At 61.9% G+C, this 21,074-nt stretch carries 15 protein-coding genes and 1 riboswitch; of the genes, 9 read left to right on the top strand and 6 right to left on the bottom strand.

Annotated elements, in window-relative coordinates; all coding sequences use genetic code 11:
* Positions 1-60: 60 nt before the first annotated feature.
* Positions 61-1,086 (bottom strand): FAD binding domain-containing protein, encoded by a 1,026-nt coding sequence (locus HBN54_RS11285; RefSeq protein ID WP_168673317.1) that lies wholly within the window; start codon positions 1,084-1,086, stop codon positions 61-63.
* Positions 1,087-1,177: 91 nt separating this feature from the next.
* Complete coding sequence (locus tag HBN54_RS11280; RefSeq protein WP_168673316.1) at positions 1,178-1,699, bottom strand: (2Fe-2S)-binding protein; 522 nt, start codon at positions 1,697-1,699, stop codon at positions 1,178-1,180.
* A 729-nt stretch (positions 1,700-2,428) separates the two neighbouring features.
* Here HBN54_RS11280 and HBN54_RS11270 point away from each other — a divergent pair.
* The 5 genes from HBN54_RS11270 (at position 2,429) to HBN54_RS11250 (ending at position 8,313) form a co-directional block, all read left to right on the top strand.
* A complete protein-coding gene (locus tag HBN54_RS11270; protein ID WP_168673314.1) occupies positions 2,429-3,109 on the top strand; it encodes a response regulator transcription factor in 681 nt (226 codons plus the stop codon).
* Between the two features lie 167 nt (positions 3,110-3,276).
* On the top strand, positions 3,277-4,668 hold the full coding sequence (locus HBN54_RS11265) for a sensor histidine kinase (RefSeq protein WP_168673313.1): 1,392 nt from the start codon (positions 3,277-3,279) through the stop codon (positions 4,666-4,668).
* 274 nt (positions 4,669-4,942) lie between these two features.
* Positions 4,943-6,589 carry a SulP family inorganic anion transporter gene (locus tag HBN54_RS11260; RefSeq protein WP_168673312.1) on the top strand — a complete coding sequence of 549 codons (1,647 nt, stop codon included), beginning with the start codon at positions 4,943-4,945 and terminating at the stop codon, positions 6,587-6,589.
* Positions 6,590-6,723: 134 nt separating this feature from the next.
* Entirely contained in the window at positions 6,724-7,452 is a 729-nt protein-coding gene (locus HBN54_RS11255; protein WP_168673311.1) for a carbonic anhydrase, read from the top strand.
* Positions 7,453-7,611: 159 nt separating this feature from the next.
* A complete protein-coding gene (locus HBN54_RS11250; RefSeq protein WP_210428040.1) occupies positions 7,612-8,313 on the top strand; it encodes a carbonic anhydrase in 702 nt (233 codons plus the stop codon).
* Between the two features lie 120 nt (positions 8,314-8,433).
* On the opposite strand, the gene HBN54_RS11245 is transcribed toward HBN54_RS11250, so the two are convergent.
* Positions 8,434-10,917, bottom strand: a complete 2,484-nt coding sequence (locus HBN54_RS11245; protein ID WP_168673310.1) for a M1 family aminopeptidase — start codon at positions 10,915-10,917, stop codon at positions 8,434-8,436.
* A gap of 245 nt (positions 10,918-11,162) precedes the next feature.
* Here HBN54_RS11245 and HBN54_RS11240 point away from each other — a divergent pair, with 245 nt between their 5' ends.
* Positions 11,163-13,127 carry a TonB-dependent receptor plug domain-containing protein gene (locus HBN54_RS11240; RefSeq protein ID WP_168673309.1) on the top strand — a complete coding sequence of 655 codons (1,965 nt, stop codon included), beginning with the start codon at positions 11,163-11,165 and terminating at the stop codon, positions 13,125-13,127.
* A gap of 149 nt (positions 13,128-13,276) precedes the next feature.
* Here HBN54_RS11240 and HBN54_RS11235 read toward each other — a convergent pair whose 3' ends face one another.
* The gene (locus HBN54_RS11235; protein WP_168673308.1) at positions 13,277-13,705 is read right to left on the bottom strand and encodes a hypothetical protein; all 429 of its coding nucleotides are present in this window, start codon (positions 13,703-13,705) and stop codon (positions 13,277-13,279) included.
* 162 nt (positions 13,706-13,867) lie between these two features.
* Positions 13,868-13,959, top strand: a riboswitch (SAM riboswitch).
* Between the two features lie 232 nt (positions 13,960-14,191).
* Between HBN54_RS11235 and HBN54_RS11230 the strand changes: the two genes are divergently transcribed.
* Entirely contained in the window at positions 14,192-15,646 is a 1,455-nt protein-coding gene (locus HBN54_RS11230) for an amino acid permease (RefSeq protein ID WP_168673307.1), read from the top strand.
* 69 nt (positions 15,647-15,715) lie between these two features.
* Here the strand turns inward: HBN54_RS11230 and HBN54_RS11225 are convergent, their stop codons facing one another.
* A complete protein-coding gene (locus tag HBN54_RS11225; RefSeq protein ID WP_168673306.1) occupies positions 15,716-16,186 on the bottom strand; it encodes a hypothetical protein in 471 nt (156 codons plus the stop codon).
* Positions 16,187-16,403: 217 nt separating this feature from the next.
* On the bottom strand, positions 16,404-17,129 hold the full coding sequence (locus HBN54_RS11220; RefSeq protein WP_168673305.1) for a hypothetical protein: 726 nt from the start codon (positions 17,127-17,129) through the stop codon (positions 16,404-16,406).
* 286 nt (positions 17,130-17,415) lie between these two features.
* Between HBN54_RS11220 and HBN54_RS11215 the strand changes: the two genes are divergently transcribed.
* Both HBN54_RS11215 and HBN54_RS11210 read left to right on the top strand, forming a co-directional pair.
* Positions 17,416-18,138, top strand: coding sequence for a hypothetical protein (locus HBN54_RS11215; RefSeq protein ID WP_168673304.1), 723 nt, complete (start codon positions 17,416-17,418; stop codon positions 18,136-18,138).
* A gap of 347 nt (positions 18,139-18,485) precedes the next feature.
* Complete coding sequence (locus tag HBN54_RS11210) at positions 18,486-21,065, top strand: type IA DNA topoisomerase (RefSeq protein ID WP_168673303.1); 2,580 nt, start codon at positions 18,486-18,488, stop codon at positions 21,063-21,065.
* The last annotated feature ends 9 nt before the right edge of the window (positions 21,066-21,074 follow it).

Raw genomic sequence — 21,074 nt, 5'->3', positions numbered from 1 at the left:
ACCGTGATTGATAAGCCAGGCCGTCATGCTTCGACTGCGCTCAGCAGAACAGCCCAACGGTTACGGGTTGGAATTCAGGAAAGCATTGGTATCGACTTCCTGCTTCATTTCAGTAGCCTGCTTGAGCGCCCGCACGATGGCGCGCTTAGCCAGCTCAATCTTAAACGTGTTTTCCCCGTAGCCTTTGGCATTTGCGAGCACCTTAGCTGCCACGCGGCGGAAGGTATCGGCCGTGGCGGGCTGGCCGATGAGCATTGCCTCGGCCTCCTTATCGCGCCAGGGCTTGTGGGCTACGCCACCCAGCGCCAGGCGCGCATCTTTTATGGTGTTGCCGTCCAGCTCCAGCGCGGCCGCCACGCTCACCAGCGCGAAGGCGTAGCTGGTGCGGTCGCGCAGCTTGAGGTAGCTGAAGTTCTTCGCGAAGCCTTTTTCCGGCAGGTCGAGGCCGGTGATGAGCTCGCCGGGCTCCAGGGTGTTGTCGCGCTCGGGGTGGTCGCCGGGCAGGCGGTGGAAGTCCTCAAACTTGATGGTGCGCTCGCCGTTGGGGCCGCTTACCCGCACGGTGGTGTCGAGGGCGGCCAGGGCCACGCACATATCGCTCGGGTGCGTGGCGATGCACGAGTCGCTGGTGCCCAGAATGCCGCACACGCGGTTGTAGCCGCCGATGGCCGAGCACCCCGAGCCGGGCTCGCGCTTGTTGCAGGGCGTGGCCAGGTCGTAGAAATAGTAGCAGCGGGTGCGCTGCATGAGGTTGCCGCCGTCGGTGGCCATATTACGCAGCTGCGGGCTGGCCCCGGCCAGAATGGCCTGGTTCAGCAACGGGTAGCGTTTCTCCACTTCGGGGTGCCAGGCGGTGTCGGCATTGCTGGCGAGGGCCCCGAGGCGCAGGCCGCCATCAGGCAGGGTTTCGATGGTGTCGAGGCCCAGTTTTTTGAGGCCGATGAGGTGCGTGGGGCGGGCCACGTTTTCCTTCATCAAATCGACTAGATTGGTGCCGCCCCCAATGTAGGCCGAGCCTTCGTGCGCGGCTTTATCCTGCACGGCACCCGCCACGGCGGCGGCTTGGGTGAAAGTGAAACTGTTCATTGTATTGAATTAAAAATTATGAATTAATAATTAAAAATTTCGGGTGCGAAAAATGAGCTGCTGTCATTTGACAGGAAGTCATTTTTAATTTTTAATTCTCAATTTTTAATTCCCTTCCCACTACTTCCATTACCGCGCTGAGAATGTTGCTGTAGGCCCCGCAGCGGCAAACGTTGCCGCTCATCAGCTCCCGCACTTCGGCTTCGGTTCTGGCTTTGCCTTCGTTGATAAGGCCCTGCGCCGAGCAAATCTGGCCCGGCGTGCAGTAGCCGCACTGAAAAGCATCGTGGTCGATAAACGCCTGCTGAAGCGGGCTGAGCTGGTCTTCCGAGCCGAGGCCTTCGATGGTCTGAATCTCGCTGCCTTCCTGCATCACGGCCAGCGAGAGGCAGGAATTGATGCGCTTGCCATCGACGAGCACGGTGCAGGCCCCGCATTGGCCGTGGTCGCAGCCTTTTTTGGTGCCGGTGAGGTCGAGGTACTCGCGCAGGGCATCGAGCAGCGTCGTCCAGGGCGCAATTTGTAGGGTATGCGCCTGGCCGTTGATGGTAAGGCTGACGGGCTGGGTGGGGGCCAGGGCCACGGGCGGCGGGGCTTGGGTAACTTGGCTCATAGGGGCAGGGAAGCTTGAGATTGCGGGTGCAGTACAATTGCCTACGGGTGCTTTTTCGTCTGTGTTCTACCGGGCTTCGAAATATGAAAAAACTGGCCCTCAGGTAAGTAGGGTTGAGTTGTGTTAAAGCCTCACTATCAGCCATTATGAAGGTGAGATGAATTTTTCGACGATTCTGTGAAAAGCCATCCCGAATCCCGGCGCTAAAGCACCGGGCGAAGTCAATGAACTATCGGGTGCGGAAGTGCTGGCAGGCAGCTGGCTTTGGGCTGCACTGCGGCAAATACTCACTCATCGAGAAATACGAGGGATTCACGGGGGATTAACTTGAATTAAGCCGGAATAGTCTTGCGGAAAACCTGCAAAAGCTAATTTTGTAATGAAATGAGAATACCCAATTGCTTGCTGATGGGTTGCCCTCAGCCGTTTGCTTGCATGCTCAAAAACTTTCAACGCTACTTCCGCTATTACCTCGCACTGTTACTGTTCGGCTTACTGCTGGTGGGTGTGCGTTGGCAGTCGGCACCGCTGGGGGCGGCCATGGCAACTACCGAAACGGCGGAATCTGCTGCTCTCTCATTGCACCCGGCCACGGGGGCTATGGCGCTGCGATAGCGCCCCGAAAATGCTTTATGAAAGACGCTTAACGGGCTAATAATCTGTTTTGGTGCGTGGGCCAGCAGAATAACCGGCGGTGTTTTCGGGCCGGCGGCGCTACCTTCCGGCCCCATGAAAATCCTTTTAGTTGAAGACGAGCCCTCCGTGGCGGCCTTCCTGCACCAGGGCCTGACGGAGCAGGACTACACCGTTGACCTCGCCGCCGATGGCCTGCTGGGCCTGCGCCGCGCCCAGGAAAACAGGTACGACTGCCTGATTCTCGACCAGATGCTGCCCGGCCTCAGCGGCCTCGAAGTGTGCCGCCAGGTGCGTGCCCACGACCCCGGCGTGCCCATCCTCATGCTCACCGCGCTGGGCGAGACGGATGATAAAATCCGGGGCCTCGACGCCGGGGCCGACGATTACCTCGTCAAGCCCTTTGCCTTCGATGAGCTGCTGGCCCGCCTGCGCGCCCTCGTGCGCCGCCGCACCGAAGCCCCCGCGCCCAAAGCCGTCCTCCACCTCGCCGACCTCAGCCTCGACCCCAGCGCCAAGCGCGTGGAGCGCGCCGGACAGGCCATTCAGCTCACCGCCCGCGAGTTTGCCCTGCTGGAGTACCTGCTGCGCAACCAGAACCGCGTGGTGTCCCGCGCCGATTTGCTGGAGCACGTCTGGGATTTGAGCTTCGATACCGGCTCGAATGTGATTGATGTCTACATCAATTTCCTGCGCAAAAAAGTGGATAAGGGGTTCGAGCCCAAGCTGATTCACACGCTGGTAGGCATGGGGTACGTGATGAAGAACGAGGGGTGAGCGGTTGAGGCAGGAAAGAAACAACGAACGTCATGCTCATCTGGCGTCCGCGCAGCCGAAGCATCTCGCGTGTGGTAGTGACTCAATCGTTGTAGAGTTATTGATTAGTGGTGGCACGCGAGATGCTTCGCTGCGCTCTGCATGACGTGCTGTATAATTCGCAATCAATGTCCATTCGCCTCCGCCTTGCGTTGCAGTTCGGGTCTATTCTGGCCGTTACGCTGCTGTTGTTTGCGCTGGTTATCTACTTTGCCACGCAGCAGTCGCGCCGCAATCAGTTCACCCAAACCCTGTTTAAGCGCACGCTGGTGGTGGGGCACGCCTACGTGGGGGGGCAGAATGACCTCGACGATGTGGGCGAGCAGGCGTCGTACCGCCGCTACCTGCGCCAGCTTTACCGCACGCTGCCCGCCGAGCAGGGCAGGGTATATGATGCGAAAAACCAGCTGGTGTTCCGGGAAGGGCAGGGGACGGCCCAGCCCGCACGGCCGGCCTGGCTGGCCGAGGTGCGCCGCACCGGCCAGGCCGTGCTGGAGCCCGAAACCAACTACCACGAAACCGTGGGCCTTCTCTACCGCGATGCCCGGCTGGGCCCGCTGGTGGTGGTGGCCTCGTCGGTAGATGAGGACAGCCGCCAGCAGCTGCACGAGCTGCGGCAGCTGCTGGCCCTGGGCCTGCTGGCAGCGGTGGCGGCAGCAGGAGCGGGAAGCTGGTTTTTTGCCGGCCGGGCGCTGCGCCCGTTGCGCCGCATGGTGCGTGAGGTCGACGGCATTACGGCCACCGACCTGAGCCAGCGCCTGACCCGCACCGGCGAAGTAACCGACGAAATTGGCCGCCTCACCCAGCGGTTCAACCGCCTGCTCGACCGCCTGGAAGCAGCTTTCGTAGGCCAGCGCACCTTCGTGCGCGACGCCTCACACGAGCTGCGCACGCCGCTCACTGCCCTCATCGGCGAGCTGGAAGTATCATTGCTGCAAGCCGAGCGGCCACCCGCCGAATACCGCCGCGTGCTGCAAAGCACCCTCGACTCGGCCCGGCAACTCAACAGCCTCACCAATGGCCTGCTGCAAATTGCCCGCGCCTCCGACGACCCCTCGCAGGTACCCATGGCCGCCGTGCGCCTCGATGAGCTGCTGCTGCAGGCCCACGAGCAGCTGCTGCGCCGCTACCCCACCTCCCGCGTCGACCTCGATTTTGGCGAGGCCGACTCCTTTATCGTGCACGGCAATGAGGCGCTGCTGCTATCGGCCGTGCTCAATATTCTGGACAATGCCTGCAAGTTCTCGCGCCAGACCGGCGGCACCGTCACGGCCACGCTGGCCCGCAGCCACAAGCATCTGTCGCTGCTGGTGAGCGACGAAGGCCCGGGCCTGTCGGCGGCCGATTTGCAGCAGGTGTTCGTGCCGTTTTTCCGGGCGGCCTCGGCGCGGGCGGTGCCGGGGCACGGCATTGGGCTGCCGCTGGCGGCCCGCATCATGGCGCTGCACAGCGGCACGGTGCGCGTAGAAAGTGAGCCCGGCCAGGGCACGCAGGTGTGGCTGGAATGGCCGGTTAGTTGATTTTACGGGAAACCTGTTTAGGTCGTCATGCCGAGCGCAGCCGAGGCATCTCGCTCGTAAGCAAAATTGCTAGGCGATTGATTTACTGCTGCACGCAAATGCCTCGGCTACACTCGGCATCACGCCCTTTTTTGTTGCCTCAGGCCTGAAATCCGGTTTTAATTTCCTTTTAATTTGCCTTTAATTCGGGCTTAATAGCGCCCGCGTAACCTTGTGCTAAACTCTACCTCTCCGTTGATTCCCGGCGGTGGGCCGATGCTGCAATCCCAAGGCTATGACCCAAGTAATTTCTTCGCCGGCCCAAACCGGTACTCCCATTGCGGCCCCGGTAGCGCCCGGCAAACCCCGGCCAAAAGCCTCGCTATTCAGCACCATCGGGCAAGATGCGCCGGCGGGGCTGGTGGTTTTTCTGGTGGCGCTGCCGCTGTGCCTGGGCATTTCGCTGGCCTCGGGCGCGCCGTTGCTCGCGGGTGTGATTGCGGGCATTGTGGGCGGCTTGGTGGTGAGCGTGCTCAGCGGCTCGGCGGTGAGCGTGAGCGGGCCGGCGGCTGGCCTCACGGTGGTGGTGCTATCGGCTATTTCGTCGCTGGGCTCGTGGCCGGCGGTGCTGGCAGCCACGGCCGTAGCGGGCGTTATCCAGATGGGGTTGGGGCTGGCCCGGGCGGGCATTATTGCCCTGTACTTCCCGGCGGCCGTTATTCGCGGCATGCTGGCCGCCATTGGCATTATCCTGATTCTGAAGCAGATTCCCCATTTCCTGGGAGCTGATACCGATTACTTTGAGGACATGGACTTTCTGCAGTTCAACGGGCAGAATACGTTCTCGGCCATTGCGGCGGCGGCGCGGGCGCTCAGCCCCGGCTCGGTGCTGGTGGGCGTGGCGTCGCTGGCGCTGCTGCTGCTGTGGAATACCGCTCCCATCCGGCGGCAGTCGTGGTCGCGGCTGGTGCCGGGCGCGCTGGTGGCCGTGGTGGCCGCCGTGGGCATCAATCAGCTGCTGAGAACATTCGCGCCCGATTTGCAAGTGCTGCCCAAGCACTTGGTGAAGCTGCCGGTACTGTCGTCGCTGAGCCAGTTGGCTGGCGAAATGATTTTCCCCGATTTCAGTGCCCTGCGCAACCCCGCTACCTACGGCGTGGCCTTCACCATTGCCGTGGTGGCCTCGCTCGAAACGCTGCTCAGCGTGGAAGCCGTGGACAACCTCGACCCGCAGAAGCGCCACACGCCCACCAACCGCGAGCTGCTGGCCCAGGGCGCGGGCAACCTGGTGAGCGGCCTGCTGGGCGGCTTGCCGCTCACGGCCGTTATCGTGCGCTCGTCGGCCAACGTGGCGGCCGGGGCCCAGAGCAAAATGTCGGCCTTCATTCATGGCCTGCTACTGCTTACCAGCCTGCTGTTTCTGGGCGCGGTGCTGAATATGATTCCGCTCTCGGCACTGGCGGCGGTGCTGCTGCTGGTAGGCTTCAAGCTCACCACACCGGCCCTCTACCGCAAGCAGTGGCAGCTGGGCCGCGAGCAATTTATTCCCTTCATCATCACGATTGTGGCGGTGCTGTTTACTGATTTGCTGAAGGGCGTGAGCATCGGATTGGTGCTGGGCTTCTTCTTCATCCTGCGCGACAACGCCAAGGCCGGTTCCTACCTCCGCCGCGACGAAGCCGCCGACACCGCCGAAGGCGAAGATGGCCGCCAGCTGCATCTGCGGCTGCCCGAGCACGTTTCCTTCCTTAACAAGGCCAGCATCGTGACCACCTTGGAGCAGCTGCCCGCCAACAGCCGCGTCATCCTCGACGGCACTCGTTCCGATGTCATCGACCACGACGTGCTCGAAGCCATTGAGGCGTTCCGCCAGGCGGCCCCGGCTCGGGGAATTGAGTTGGAAACGCGTGGCATCCGCCAGGTAGCGCTGGGTACGCACTAGCGTGGCTCCCGGGTTGATGGGCTGCATCACTCACCAGCCTATGTGTCTGCCCGAAGCTTGTCAAATTATTGGTGTGCAAGGGTTTAATTGAGCATCGTGTTATCTGTTGCATCACCAGTTTCTTCTCCATTATCATGACCACCATCAGCCAGCTTCTGCAAAATAACCAACGGTGGGTGGCTGAGAAAGCCAGCCGGGACCCGGCTTATTTCACCAAGCGGGTGGCCGGCTTCGCCCCGAAATACTTGTTCATCGGCTGCTCCGATTTGGGCGTGGCTGCCAACGAGTTGCTGGGCCTGAAGCCCGGTGAAGTGTTGACGCACAGCAATGTGGCCAACCTGGTAGCGCACTCCGATATGAGCCTGCTGAGTGTGCTACAACACGCCGTGCAAAACACGGATATCGAAGACATTATCGTCTGTGGCAGCTACGATTGCGCTGGGGTGGCTGCTGCCGCCTCGCATCAGCAAAACGGCCTGCTCGATAGCTGGCTCACGCAGGTGCGCGACGTGGTGCGGCTGCACGAAAAGGAGCTGCTGCGCATCGGCGACGACACGGCCCGCCTGCGCCGCCTCGTAGAGCTGAACGTGATGGAACAGGTGCGCAACCTGGCCAAAACCAGCCTCTTTCAGAATGCCATCCAGGCCGGCCGCACGCTCCGCCTGCACGGCCTAGTATACGAAGCAGCTACCGGCCAGCTGAACAACCTGAACGTGGATGCCATCAGTGGCTGGGCCGAAATCTACGCCACGCACCCGGCGGCGGCCGCTCCCCGGCTCACGGTTTCGCGCGGGACGCGGCCGCTGGTGGCAGACCGGGCCGCCAGCGGCAGCCTGAACGGCCACCGCCGCCGTAGCGCCTGAACGGCGCGGCCGCGCCTGGCGGAGGATTCCTGCCGACGAATTGGCGCTACCTTGCCGTAGCGTTTACCTCCCTGCACCGCGCTACTTGGGCGCTGGTGCTTTACCGGGGCTGGTGGGCCGCTTCGGCGGTTTCCGGCCATCAACTTACCTGTTTTAACTATGGCTGGTATCAGCGAAATTCTCGAAAATAACAAGCATTGGGTGGCGTCTAGAAACGCGGAGGACCCCGAATTTTTCCAGCGCCTAGCCAATGGCCAGAGCCCCAAATACCTGTTCATCGGCTGTTCCGATTCGCGGGTACCGGCCTCCGGAATCACGGGCACGGGCCCGGGCGAGATGTTTGTGCACCGCAACATTGCCAACCTGGTGGTGCACACCGACATGAACCTGCTGAGCGTGCTGCAATATGCCGTGGAAGTGCTGGGCGTGAAAGACATTCTGGTGTGCGGGCACTACGGCTGCGGCGGCGTGGCCGCGGCGGCCGCCAACAAGCAGTATGGCATGATTGACAACTGGCTGGTGAATATTCGCGACGTTATCCGGCTGCACGAAGCCGAGTACCTGCGCGAGAAAGACGATACGGCCCGCCTGCGCCGCCTCGTGGAGCTGAATGTGATTGAGCAGGTGCGCAACCTGGCCAAAACCAACATCATCCAGAACGCGATGCGCGGCGAAAACCCGCCCCGCCTGCACGGCCTCGTCTACGACATTGCCGATGGCGTGCTGAAAGACCTGAACGTGGACGGCGAAGATGTGATAACTGATATGGAGCACATTTACGCCACCGAGGCACAGGACCACGACGCTGCTACCGAAGAAACGCCTGAGCTAACCCCGGCCGCAGTAGCCGAAGGCGAGTAGATTCTTCCCCGTTTCCCCAAATAGCTGCCAACCACCACCCACAAAAAAGCCCTGTCGCGCAATGCGATAGGGCTTTTTTAGTAGTGAAGAACGTCAAGCGGCACTGCTAAATCAGCAGCACTACTTGGCGGCTTGCACGGCAGCCACGGCTTGCTCCACGGCCTGCTGGGTAGTGGCGGCCTGCGGGCGACCGGCCTGCGCTTTGGCCACACCTTGCAGCAGGTTCACGATGGGGCGGTCGGCTCCGTAGGATTTGTACTTGACGCCGATTTCCTGGAGGCGGGTGATGCCTTCGGTGATGGAAGCGGCATCGTCGAGGCGGCCGGTGATGGTGGCCAGCGGCTCCATCATGTTGAACTTGCCCTGGGGGCGGGCCGCGTCGAACCGGTCACGCACGAAGGCCCACTGGGCCTGGCCGCCGTTCTTGGCATATACTTCGGTTACGGCCTGGGCTACTGCGCCCTGGGCGTTGGCCTCGTAGGTTTTGGCACGGGCCAGGGCCTGGGTGGGCTGCACGGCGGCCAGGGCGCGCAGGGCCGCACCCTGCACGTTGTACGACTGGCTGCTGAGCTGCTTGCTGATGTACGCTTCGTCCTTCTTGTCCTTCACCTTAGCCAGTGCGCCGAGCAGCGAGGACTGCACCCAGGGCTCTTTCTCAGTGGCGGCGAGCTTGCGCAGGGCGGGCGCGGCGGCTTTGGCCACGGCCTTATCGTCCAGCTTCAAGGCCTCCACGGCGGCCAGGCGGTTGTTGTAGAACTTGTCGTTGAGGGCGGCCAGCAGCGTAGCGCGGTTGGCGGCAATGGTCTGGTCCTTGGCAGCGGCGTCAATGGCCTCGCGGCGGTCCACGAACAGGGGCGCGTGGGCGTACTGGAAGGCGTACTCGGCGGCCGATTTGTTATCGGTTTTCAGCCACAGGGTTTTCTTATTGGCGTCCACGTTCACCAGGTCGGGCTTGGCCGCTAGGGGCATGGTGAAGGTCTGGCTGGCCTCCGTCATGGTCACGGGCTGGTGCAGCACCTTACCGCCCACGTAGTAGTCGATGGTGAAAGGCAGCTGGAAGGGCTGGCCCGGCTGGGTCTGCTTCACCGTCACGGACTGCATCTTTTTGGCGGCATCCCAGGCGTAGTCGATGCTCACAATGGGGTGGCCGGGGGCGAAGTACCACTGGTTCCAGAACCAGTTCAAGTCCTGGCCCGACACGGCCTCAAACGCCAGGCGCATCTGGTGGGCCTCGCCGTTGCCGAACTTGTTGTCCTGCAGATATTTCTGCAAGCCGGAGAAAAACACGTCGTCGCCCAGGTAAGTGCGCAGCATGTCCATAATGGCCCCGCCCTTCTGGTAGCTCACCAGGTCAAATACTTCCTCCTGCTCGTCGTAGTGGAAGCGCACCAGGGTTTTGGCGGCGTCGCGGGGCGAGCTCAGGTACCGGCGCAGGTAGCGGTAGTAGTGGGCATCGGCGGCGTCCTTGCCGTACTTGTGCTCGGCGTAGAGGCCTTCCGAGAAGTCGGCCATCGTTTCGTTTACGGTGATGTTGGACCAGCTTTCGGCCGTCACGTAGTCGCCAAACCACTGGTGGAACAGCTCGTGCGCAATCACCGATTCGGAGCCGTATTCGCGGTCAATCAGCTCGCGGTCAGTCATTTGTACCTGCTCGCCGTGCAGGGTGGCGGTGGTGTTTTCCATGGCGCCGCTCACATAGTCGCGGGCCACAATCTGGCTGTACTTATTCCACGGGTACTCCACGCCGAGGCGGTTGGAGTAGAACTCCAGCATGTCGGGCGTGTTGCCGAAAATCTGCTTGGCGTAAGGCGCGTACTTGGGTTCGAGGTAATAATTAACCTCCTTGCCGCGCCAGGTATCCTTGTAGATTTTGAAGTCGCCCACGGCCATCATGAACAGGTAGGGGGCGTGGGGCAGCTCCATCTTCCACACGTCGGTGCGCAGGCCGGGTCCGGCGGGCGTGCTGCTCACCATGCGGCCGTTGCTGAGCGTGACGTACTTAGCCGGCACGGTCATCGAGATTTCCTCAGTGGTTTTCTGGTTCGGACGGTCGATGGTGGGGAACCAGGCCGACGAGCCCTCGGTCTCACCCTGTGTCCAGATTTGCACCGGCTTGCCGGCCACGGCCGAGTCGGGGTTGATGAAATACAGGCCTTTGGCATCGGTGATAGCGGCCGAGCCTTTCACCTTCAGCTCGTCGGGCTTCGACACGTAGTCGATGTAGACCGTGTACTCCTCGCCGGGCTTGAAAACGCGGCCCAGGTTGATGCGCAGATTCATGCCATCGGCGTAGTCGTATTTGAGCGGGGTTTGCTTGTCGCCGCTCATCAGGGCTACAGCTTTGATGTCCATGCCTTTGGCATCGAGACGGAGCGAGTCGGTGGGGTAGCCATGGGGCTTGAGCGTGACCCACTCCTTGCCGTAGAGGTAACGCTTGGCATAGTCGAAACGAACGTCGAGCTTGGTGTGTACCAGGTCGTTGACCTTGGTGGCCGAGGCGCGGTAGGGAGATTCGGGCTTGGCAGCCGGCGGGGTGGGAGCCTGCGCGAAAGCCGGGCTGGTGGCCGCCAGGCCCAGCAGGCCCAGCGCGAAAAGGTGCTTCATAGAGAAACGAATGGTGGGAAATGAGTTTCGCGCGAAGGACGCGGGCGCGAGGCTGACGTTGCCTGACACGGGGACGAAAGTAGCGTGGACTTTGCAAGTCTGCGCGTCGCCGCAGCACGGCGACACGCGGAAATGTGATATGCTGCTGCGATAATAAGCAACGAATATTCGCTGCGATGCAGCGAGACGCGGACTTGCACCGTCCGCGCTACAGTAGCTTTGCACCCCCATCAACCCCCTTAAGAATGCGACTTACGCGCTACGCTACCCCGCTTTTCTGTACCCTTTTCACGGCTAATGCTTTCGCCCAGAGTGCCCCGGCCGACAGTACCCGCGCCCTGAATGAGGTGACCGTGTACGGCACCCGCCTCAACCAGGTAGCCGGCCAGACCGGCCGCTACGTGACCGTTGTTTCCGGCCGCACGCTCAGCCAGTATCCAGTGGCTTCGCTCGATGACTTGCTGCGCCTGCTTCCGGCCATTGAGATGCAGAGCCGGGGCAACTTCGGCACGCAGGCCGATATTACGCTGCGCGGCTCTACGTTCAACCAGGTGCTCATTCTGCTCGATGGCATGCGGCTGAATGACCCGCTCACGGGCCACTTCGCGGGCTACCTGCCCATCACCCCGGCCGAGATTGAGCAGATTGAAGTAGTGCGCGGCCCCGGCGCGGCCCTTTACGGCCCCGATGCCGTGGGCGGCTTCGTGAACATCGTCACCAAAACCTTCGCCGCCACCCACCGGCCCGATGGCGTGGAAGTGGGCGGCACGTTCATGGCCGGCGAGTACGACCTGAAAACCACCAACGCCGGCTTTTATGGCCAGGATAAGGGCCTGCGCCTGGCCGGCGGCATCCTCAACAATACCGCCAGCGGCCAGCTGCTAGGCCTGCCCGGCGGCGGGCGCAACGACTTCAAGCTGAATACTTACTCGCTCTCCGGCGCGTACCAAATCAGCAACAAGCTGAGCGCCGCTGCCCGCGCCAGCTTCGACCGCCGCGACTACAACGCCCAGAACTTCTACACGACCAACGCTGGCGACCGCGCCCGCGAAACCACTTCGCGCGACTGGTACCAGGGCCAGCTGCGCTACGACTGGAATGCCCGCGCCCGCACCGAGCTGCAAATGGTGGGCACCAGCAGCACCGATTACTACCTGTACACGCCCACCTCGGCGGCCAGCGACCACCTCATGCACTACCTCAACCTGCAGGCCCAGCACCAGCTGCGCCTCTCGGACAAGGTGCAGCTGACCCTGGGCGGCCAAGCTGATAAACGCAGCGTGCGCAGCAACGACCGCGGCAACCACGCCGTGTGGCACCAGGGCGCATTTGCCGTGGCCGGCCTCACGCCGGCCACCGGCCTGAACCTGACCGCCGCCCTGCGCCTCGACCACGACCAGGCCTACGGTACCGAGTTGCTGCCCCAACTCACGGCCAGCCAGCTGCTGGGCGAGAAGCTGACCGTGCGCGCCGCCGTGGGCCGCGCCATCCGGGCGGCCAACTTTACTGAGCAGTACAACTCGGCCATCCGGCCCGGCACCGTGCCCAACGGCTTCAACGTGGGCAATCCCGGCCTGGCCGCCGAGCGCACCTGGAGCTACGAGGGTGGCCTCGACTACGTGCTTTGCCCGGCGCTCACGCTGCGCGGCACCTACTTCAACCGCTACGGCCGCAACCTGATTGACTACGTGGCCACGCCCGGCAGCGAAGTGCAGGCCGGCACCGGCTTCACCAACCTGAACCCGGCCGCCACTTACCGCTACGCCCAGAACCTGTTTGCCGTGAGCACGCAGGGGCTGGAATTTGAAGCCAGCACCCGCGCCCAGCTCACCACCGGCCTGCGCCTCGATGGCAGCGTGGGCTACACCTACACCCACCTGAACGTGGACGGCAGCATCGTGTCGCAGTACCTGAGCAACGTGGCGAAGCAGCTCGTGAGCGGCAACCTGAGCCTGGTGCACCGCCGCTTCACGGCCAGCCTGGGCGGGGTGTACAAGCAGCGCGCCGGGGTGCCGCCGGTGGGCGACTTCACGCTTTCCTCCGACTATGTGGTCATCAACGGCCGCTTCGACGTAGCGCTGCTGCCCGAGCGCCTGTGGGTGGTGGGCCAGGCCCAAAACCTGTTCGACGCCAAATACTCCGACCTGCTGGGGGCCCAGATGCCCGGCCGCTGGCTGATGGCCGGCGTGCGCCTAGCACTGCGGCGGTAGGCCCGAAATAAGGAACGTCATGCCGAGCGTAGCCGAGGCATCTCGCTTGTGATAGTAACTCAACAGAATGGATTACTACTGCACGCGAGATGCCTCGGCTACGCTCGGCATGACGTTCTTTTTTATTCGGATTTCCCCAACCGGTGCGGTTAGCGAATCGCCGCTTTCAGCCAATCCTTGGCCTCCTCCAGCGTTCGGTGCTGGGCAGTTTCTATCTCGTACTCATCAGCTTCGGCCACGTTATGGGTGTAGCTCTGCACCGAAATCTGGCCGAACACGGTTTCCGGTACCACGAAGCTGACGTGGTTGATGCCGGCCTGCTGGGCGCGGATGTTCCAGTCGGTGCGCATCCATTCCTGGTCGGCGGGCTTCACGGCCTGCACGTCGCGGGTGTCGGCGAGCCAGCCCAAGGGCTGCGTGCGGGCGGCTTCGGCTTTGTACAGCTCCAGGCCCCGGTTCATTAGGAAGCGGAACTGCTCGCTGTTGGCAAAGCCGTGCCAGGAGATGATGAAACAGGGGACTTCGGGGGCAAAAAGCAGGCTGCCATAAGGCTCGGCGTGCACAACGGTATCGGGCATAAACTAGGGATGTCGGGCAAGTAGGGCGGCTAAACGAGGCATCAGCCAAATGCCTCGTCCATACGTGGGCTGGGGCGGCGGGGTTATCGCGGCGGCAGCAGGGTGCTGGTATGCCCGGCCGGTACTACCTTTGCGCCATCAATTCTTTCTCCGGAAGGATTGTTTTTATACAGAGGCGCTGAGAGACAGGCTCGATGAAGCGCCGGCAACCATCCGCAATCGCGGCCCGGTGCCAAGTCCTGATTATATAAAAACAACTGCCGTGCCTGCCGTTTTCGCTGCCTCGCTTGCTTTTTCTGGTGTTTTTAGTGCCTGCCCGCTGGGGTTGGGCCAACTGGTCGCGGGCTGTTGTTGCTGTTGATGCCGGGTACTAGCGGCCGGTAGCCGAGGCGGCCGGCCCCCTCTCATTCCATTTTTTACGGGCTTTTTGCTTTGCGGCACGGCCGCTCCGGGTGGGGCGGTGGCGTGGCGCGCTTCTATCTGTTTATGTTAACAAAATCACTGGAGCTGCTTCGCCAGGAAGCCGCTGAAACGGGGGCGAATACCCTCAAGCGCAGCCTGAACGGCGTGAGCCTGATTGCCATCGGCATCGGGGTTATTATCGGGGCGGGCCTGTTTTCGCTCACCGGCATTGCGGCGGCCAATAACGCGGGGCCGGCCGTTACGCTTTCCTTTATTGTGGCGGCCGTGGGCTGCGCCTTCTCGGCGCTGTGCTACGCCGAGTTTGCGGCGCTGGTGCCGGTGTCAGGCTCGGCCTACACGTATTCCTACGCCACCATGGGCGAGCTGTTTGCCTGGATTATCGGCTGGGATTTGGTGCTCGAATACTCGGTAGGGGCGGCCACGGTGGCCATCAGCTGGTCGCAGTACCTCATTAAGTTCCTGGGGAAATACGGGCTGCACATCCCGGCGCGGCTGGTGACGTCGCCGTTCGAGTCGGCCACGCTGGCCGATGGCAGCACCGTGAGCGGCTACGTGAACGTGCCGGCCATGCTCATCGTGCTGGCCATTACGGCCATCGTCACGCGCGGCACCAAGGGCTCGGCGTGGTTCAATGCGCTGGTGGTGGCCCTGAAGGTGGCCGTGGTGCTGGTGTTCATTGCCCTGGGCTGGAAATACATCGACCCGGCCAACTACCAACCCTACATCCCGGCCAACACCGGCAAGTTTGGCGAGTTCGGCCTGAGCGGCATCCTGCGCGGGGCAGGCGTTATTTTCTTCGTCTTCATCGGCTTCGATATCGTGGCCACCATGGCCCAGGAAACCAAGAACCCGCAGCGCAACATGCCCATTGGCATTCTGGGCTCGCTGGCGGTGTGCACGGTGCTGTTCGTGCTATTCGGGCACGTCCTCACGGGCCTGGCCAACTACACGGAGTTCAAGAACAGCGCCGCGCCGGTGGCCATTGCCATCGAAAAAACGCCTTATGCCTGGCTGTCGTCGGCCGTGATTATGGCCATTCTCATTGGCTACACCTCCGTGATATTGGTGGATTTGCTGGGGCAGTCGCGGGTGTTCTTTTCGATGTCGAAGGATGGCCTGCTGCCGCCGGTGTTTTCGCGGCTGCATCCTAAATTCAACACGCCGTCGCAGTCCACGCTGTTGCTGGGGTGCTTCATTGCGCTGTTTGCGGGCTTTGTGCCCATTTCGGTGGTGGGCGAAATGACGAGCATCGGCACGCTGCTGGCCTTCGTGATGGTGTGTCTCGGCGTGATGATTATGCGCAAAACCAACCCCGATGCGCCGCGTTCGTTCCGCACGCCGTGGGTGCCGGTGGTGCCCATCCTGGGCATTGTGGTCTGCGTGGTAATGATGGCCTCGCTGCCCTGGGAAACCTGGCTGCGCCTCATCGTGTGGCTGGCCATCGGCATGGTTATCTACTTCAGCTACGGCAAGAAACACAGCAAGCTGCGGCTGGCGCAGGAAGGGGTAAAGAATTAAAAGTTAGGAGTTAGGAGTTAGGAGTTAAGTATTAGGAAGAGCCTATTCTTAACTCCTAACTCCTAACTCCTAATGCGTGGTTAGGCCGTTGGCATCCAACTCATCATCATCGCGCAGCCGGCCGAGGTCGCCTTCTAGGTCAATTTCGATGTGAATCTCGCCCGTGCTGGTGGTGGGGGCGAGGGGGCGTTGCTTGTACACATCCACGGCCCCGTTGCGGTCGAGGACGGCGCGGGCCAGCTCGGCTTCTTCGACGGTGGCGGTTTCGATGGTGAGCACGGCCGTATCGGGGCCGGTGGCGGCGATGTATGCCTGGGCATCATCGAGCTGATTGCCGCTAAAAAGGTCCGTGAAAAACCGCGTCACACTGTCGAAAAAAGGCTCGGCAGATGCGCCGGCATCGGGCAGGTGCTGGGCCTGCAGGCTTGCCTGGGTGGCAATGTTGATGGCGCTGGGGGCGAGGCCGGCCGCCTGGGCCTGAGTAGCGGCGAATGTAGCTTCGGAAGCGCTGGTGAATAAACCGACAATGATGCGGGCCATGGTAAAATGGGGGGAAGGTGTTGGGTGTCTACGGCGGCCTTCGGGGCCGGTTGTGGTCGGGGCCGTTTCCAAATAAATCCTGCCTCTTGCCTACCTATTCACCAAGCCCCTACACCTACCGCATGGCCCAAGCTAGGTACGCCGCCCGGTTCGAGAATTTCTTTGAGAACCTGCGCCTGGACCACGACCAGTTTGCCGAAATGGCTGTTGCAACTGTTTATGGCACCCTTTCCCAAACTTCCCCCGCAAGGCTCACCATCCGAACCAAGCCCGCCTGACGGTCGTAGTACAGCTCCTGCATGTAGGACGAGGGCACCGGACTACAGGCAGCACCACGCGAATTCCCAATGAAAGGCACCACTTCGCCGTATGTTCGGCCGTACACGGTGAGCTGTTGAAAAGGTCCATTCAGCGCGGTGCCGTGCGGCATGCTGAGGCCCCGGCAATAGTAGGTGCTGGCGTAGCGGTCAGAATTGCCGACAAAGTCAGCCCACTCGCCCTGAGCATAAAATTCACTTTTATCGGGGTCGAACCCGCCCGCCGGATACCCGGTGCGGTGCGCTGCCTCGCGATAGAAACGTAATTCGCTGAACCCGGCAACGCTGTCGGTACGTGCTAGGCGGATATACATAACGTCCTGATATGCCTCCGGCTTTGTGGGGGTAATGTAGGTGCCGACAGAATTGTTGTAAAGTGCTTTCTGAATGTCGTGGATGATAACCGATGTGCGGTACACGCGCTGGTAGCCCCGCGTGTTTTCCATCTTCCATTCGTCGCCGGATTTGATTCCAAGCCACAGCCGGTCATTATTCGTGAAATGATAGTAAGGTACACCGTCAACGAACGACAGGCCCTCAATTTCGGGGCCCGTTTTCTTGCAGGCGCTGCTGCTGAGCAGAGCTGAGCTTAGCAACACTGTTCGAAGCGCGGAAAGTGTTTTCATGGCGTGTGAAAGGGAAGGTGCTTACCCCTGCAAGATTCGCATCATTTGCTGGTACTAACAAACCGAAAGTTGAGCGGATAAGACCTTGTTAATACGGTGATATTAGTGAAAGGCATTGATTTTTAATTGCTTGTGATATGTTTGTTAGACTTTATAAACGTTGCCCTACGACAAGCCAGACAACCACCGACGTTTCTCTGGCACAGTGCGACACCCTTACCACTACCCGCATTGTCGAACTATTCCATCACTCAACTAGTTGGCGGCTGAACTCCTCAGCTTATCCATGAACACCAACCAGTACCCGGGCCTGATACCTTCCTACGAACACGAGCGCCTGGCGGCCCTGCAGCCCTACCAGGTGCTGGGCACGCCCGGGCAGGAGGTGTTTAATGATTTTGTGAGCATCGTGGCCAAGCTCTTCGACATGCCCATTGCCCTCGTGAGCCTGGTGCGGGCCGACGACGTGGTGTTCATCGGCAACGAGGGCTTGCCCGAAGCCTTGGTGGTAGACCGTCAGGACAGCATGTGCTCGGTGGCCATTCTCAGCGACGAACTCACCGAATTCCGCGACGTGGTCGTCCAGCCCTGTGACCTCGTCAATCCCTACGTGGCGCAGGAAATGAACCTGGGCTTCTATGCCGGGCAGGCCCTGCGCTCACCCGAAGGCCTGTCATTAGGCAGCCTCTGCATCATGGACCACCGCCCCCGCCAGCTCACCCCCTTGGAGGGCCACCTGCTGAAGGACCTGGCCCGGGTGGCCCAGGAGCTGCTGCGCCTGCAAGCCGCCCAGGCCAACGGCTTTACTGTGCCGGAGGGCCTGCGCTCCCGCGTCGATGCCACCGTGCAGCAGTCGCTCACCCGCCTCAGCACCCTGGCCGCGCTGCGCCGGCTGGACCCCGCCCCCGAATCGGAGGACACCCGGCGTTACCACGAGTCACGCCTCGACGAGGCGCGCTACCTGGCCCAGGTGATGCACCGCGAGCTGCTGGCCGTGCTGGACAAGTAGGGCCGGCCGCATCATTGGGCAACTCGGTCTGGCCGTTCTGGCGCGAGTTTAGCGCAGCGTAACTCGTGCCGGCCATCCGGGGGAGGCTGCGCCTCCCATGAAACGGCCCACCAGCACGGCCCACCAGCACGGCCCGGTGCCGGCTTGCCGCTGGCGCGGCAGGGGAGGCCCAGCCTACCCATCACAGTCGGCACGAGTTACGCTTCACTGCGTTGCGCTAAACTCGCGCCAGGGGCCAGCCGGCATCAGCCGCAAGCTGCCCGAATGCGACCTTTTTCGCGGTTACCTTTGTTAATTCCCCGCGCCGAAATCAATCAGCGCCCTCCGAATTAATCAACCGAGAATCCGTGATAGTTTGCATTGCCGAAAAGCCCAGTGTCGCCCGTGAGATTGCCAACGTGCTGGGTGCCACCCGCCGCATGGACGGCTACATGGAAGGCAACGGCTACCAGGTGACCTGGACCTTCGGCCACTTCTGCCAGCTCAAGGAGCCCGATGACTACCAGCCCGAATGGAAGCGCTGGAGCCTGCACAACCTGCCCATGATTCCGGAGAAGTTCGGCATCAAGCTCATGCGCCGTGACGATGGCGTGGTGCGGCAGTTCAACACCATCAAGAAGCTGGTGGACGAGGCCACTGAAGTGATAAACTGCGGCGACGCCGGCCAGGAAGGGGAGGTCATTCAGCGCTGGGTGCTGCAGGAGGCCAAGTGCCGCAAGCCCGTGAAGCGCCTCTGGATTTCTTCGCTTACGGAGGAAGCCATTCGCCAGGGCTTTGCCAACTTGCGCGAGGCCAGCGAGTTCGACAGTCTATACCAGGCCGGTAAGAGCCGGGCGGTGGGCGACTGGCTGCTGGGCCTGAACGCCACCCGCCTCTTCACCCTCAAATACACCACCTACCAGGACAAGCAGCTGCTGAGCATCGGGCGCGTGCAAACGCCCACGCTGGCCCTGCTGGTGGAGCGCTGGCACGAAATCCAGAACTTTCGCTCGGAGCCGTATTGGGTGTTGAAGACCGAATACCGGGGTACGCTGTTCAGCCACATGGCCGCCCCCGACAAGGCCAAAGACGCCGACGCCGCGCCCGATACCAAGAGCCGCCTGCGGGCCCTGGGCTATTTTGTGACCGAAGAAGAGGCCCGCGAAGCCCTTGAAGCCGTGCGCCCCGCCCCGCTGCGTGTCACCGATGTGGAAATCAAAAAAGGACGCGAATCCCCGCCGCGCCTCTTTGACCTTACTTCCCTTCAGGTGCAGTGCAACAACCAGCTGAGCCTCTCGGCCGAGGACACGCTGAAAATCGTGCAGGCATTGTACGAGAAGAAGGCCGTGAGCTATCCGCGCGTCGATACCACCTTCCTGCCCGACGACCAGTACGCAAAAATCCCCGGCATCATGCGCGGCATCCGGGGCTATGAGGCGCTGACGGCACCGCTGCTGGCCGCCAAGATTCCCAAAACGCCCAAGGTTTTCAACAACAACAAAGTCACCGACCACCACGCCATTATTCCAACGGGCGCGGCCGGCCCCGGCGGCGGCATGGAAACCAGCGTATACGACATCATCACGCGCCGCTTCATCGCCGCCTTCTACCCCGATTGCGAGGTGAGCAACACCACCGTGCTGGCCGAAGCCGCCGAGCGCCCCTTCCGCGTGCGCGGCCGCCAGATTCTCAACCCCGGCTGGCGCGTCGTCTACGGCGACCCCACCCAGCAGGCCGCCCCCAAACCGGCCCAGGCACCAGGCACCAACAACCAGGCACCAGATGACGACGATGCCGTGGCCACCGTGCTGCCCAACTTCGTGAAGGGCGAAAGCGGCCCCCACGACCCGCGCCTGGATAGCAAGATGACCCAGCCGCCCAAGGACTACACCGAGGCCACGCTGCTGCGCGGTATGGAAACGGCCGGCCGCAACATTGACGACGAGGAACTGCGCCAGGCCATGAAGGAAAACGGCATTGGCCGGCCCAGCACCCGCGCCGCCATCATCGAAACCCTGTTCAAGCGCAACTACATTAAGCGCGAAAAGAAGCGCATCATCCCCACCCCCACGGGAGTAGAATTGATTGACCTCATCCGCAACCCCACCCTAAAATCGGCGGAGTTGACGGGCCAGTGGGAGCACAAGCTGCGCCAGATTGAGCGCGGCGAGCTGTCGTCGGAAGGCTTCCTGGGCGAGCTTTCGGGGCTGGTGAAGGAGATGGTGCAGGAAGTGAAGCAGGACAACCGTGGCCGCATGGTGACCTCCGGCAGCGCGGAAATAGCGTTAAAAGGTAAGAGTGAAGAGTCAAGAGTTGCAGACGGCAAGAGCAGAACCAAAACTCCTAACTCTTCACTCTCAACTCTTAACTCACCACCTCCCCCCGGGAATGGCCTGGGCTACTGCCCGGCCTGCAAAACCGGCCATGTGGTCCGCGGCAAAACGGCCTTTGGCTGCGTGCGCTTCCGCGAGGGCTGCACCTTCCGCCTGCCGGCCGAAGTGCACGGCAAGAAGCTGAGCGACCCGCAGGTGAAAGCCCTGCTGGCCAAAGGCCGCACGCCCGTGATGAAAGGCTTCATCGGGGCCGAGGGCCAGAAGTTCGACGCTGCCATCGGGCTCGACAACTCTTTCCAGCCCATCCTGCTGCAGGTAGCCGACAGCAAGCCCGGCGCCGCCCCCGATTCGGGCCTGATTCCGTGCCCGGTGTGCAAGCTCGGCACCATGCTCAAGGGCAAAACGGCCTACGGCTGCTCGCGCTTCCGCGAAGACTGCCAGTTCCGCGTGGGCTTCGAGTGGGGTGGCAAGCAGCTCACCGAAACCCAGCTCAAGCAGCTGCTGCGCAAGGGCGAAACCAGCGTGATAAAAGGCTTTCTCTCGGCCAAAACCGGCAAGAAATACGATGCCGCGCTGAAGGTGGAGGAAGGGCGCGTGGTGCCCGTATTTGGGTAAGGGGCAACC

Origin of the sequence: Hymenobacter artigasi (assembly GCF_012275535.1) — a bacterium.
In the GTDB taxonomy this organism is placed as follows: Bacteria; Bacteroidota; Bacteroidia; order Cytophagales; family Hymenobacteraceae; genus Hymenobacter; species Hymenobacter artigasi.
Note: the sequence above shows the minus strand (reverse complement) of the source record. Positions and strands in the feature narration are given on the sequence as shown.

Coding starts and splice junctions, on each gene's coding strand:
- HBN54_RS11285 (WP_168673317.1), bottom strand. CDS start 1,086: ATGAACAGTTTCACTTTCACCCAAGCCGCCGCCGTGGCGGGTGCCGTG.
- HBN54_RS11280 (WP_168673316.1), bottom strand. CDS start 1,699: ATGAGCCAAGTTACCCAAGCCCCGCCGCCCGTGGCCCTGGCCCCCACC.
- HBN54_RS11270 (WP_168673314.1), top strand. CDS start 2,429: ATGAAAATCCTTTTAGTTGAAGACGAGCCCTCCGTGGCGGCCTTCCTG.
- HBN54_RS11265 (WP_168673313.1), top strand. CDS start 3,277: ATGTCCATTCGCCTCCGCCTTGCGTTGCAGTTCGGGTCTATTCTGGCC.
- HBN54_RS11260 (WP_168673312.1), top strand. CDS start 4,943: ATGACCCAAGTAATTTCTTCGCCGGCCCAAACCGGTACTCCCATTGCG.
- HBN54_RS11255 (WP_168673311.1), top strand. CDS start 6,724: ATGACCACCATCAGCCAGCTTCTGCAAAATAACCAACGGTGGGTGGCT.
- HBN54_RS11250 (WP_210428040.1), top strand. CDS start 7,612: ATGGCTGGTATCAGCGAAATTCTCGAAAATAACAAGCATTGGGTGGCG.
- HBN54_RS11245 (WP_168673310.1), bottom strand. CDS start 10,917: ATGAAGCACCTTTTCGCGCTGGGCCTGCTGGGCCTGGCGGCCACCAGC.
- HBN54_RS11240 (WP_168673309.1), top strand. CDS start 11,163: ATGCGACTTACGCGCTACGCTACCCCGCTTTTCTGTACCCTTTTCACG.
- HBN54_RS11235 (WP_168673308.1), bottom strand. CDS start 13,705: ATGCCCGATACCGTTGTGCACGCCGAGCCTTATGGCAGCCTGCTTTTT.
- HBN54_RS11230 (WP_168673307.1), top strand. CDS start 14,192: ATGTTAACAAAATCACTGGAGCTGCTTCGCCAGGAAGCCGCTGAAACG.
- HBN54_RS11225 (WP_168673306.1), bottom strand. CDS start 16,186: ATGGCCCGCATCATTGTCGGTTTATTCACCAGCGCTTCCGAAGCTACA.
- HBN54_RS11220 (WP_168673305.1), bottom strand. CDS start 17,129: ATGAAAACACTTTCCGCGCTTCGAACAGTGTTGCTAAGCTCAGCTCTG.
- HBN54_RS11215 (WP_168673304.1), top strand. CDS start 17,416: ATGAACACCAACCAGTACCCGGGCCTGATACCTTCCTACGAACACGAG.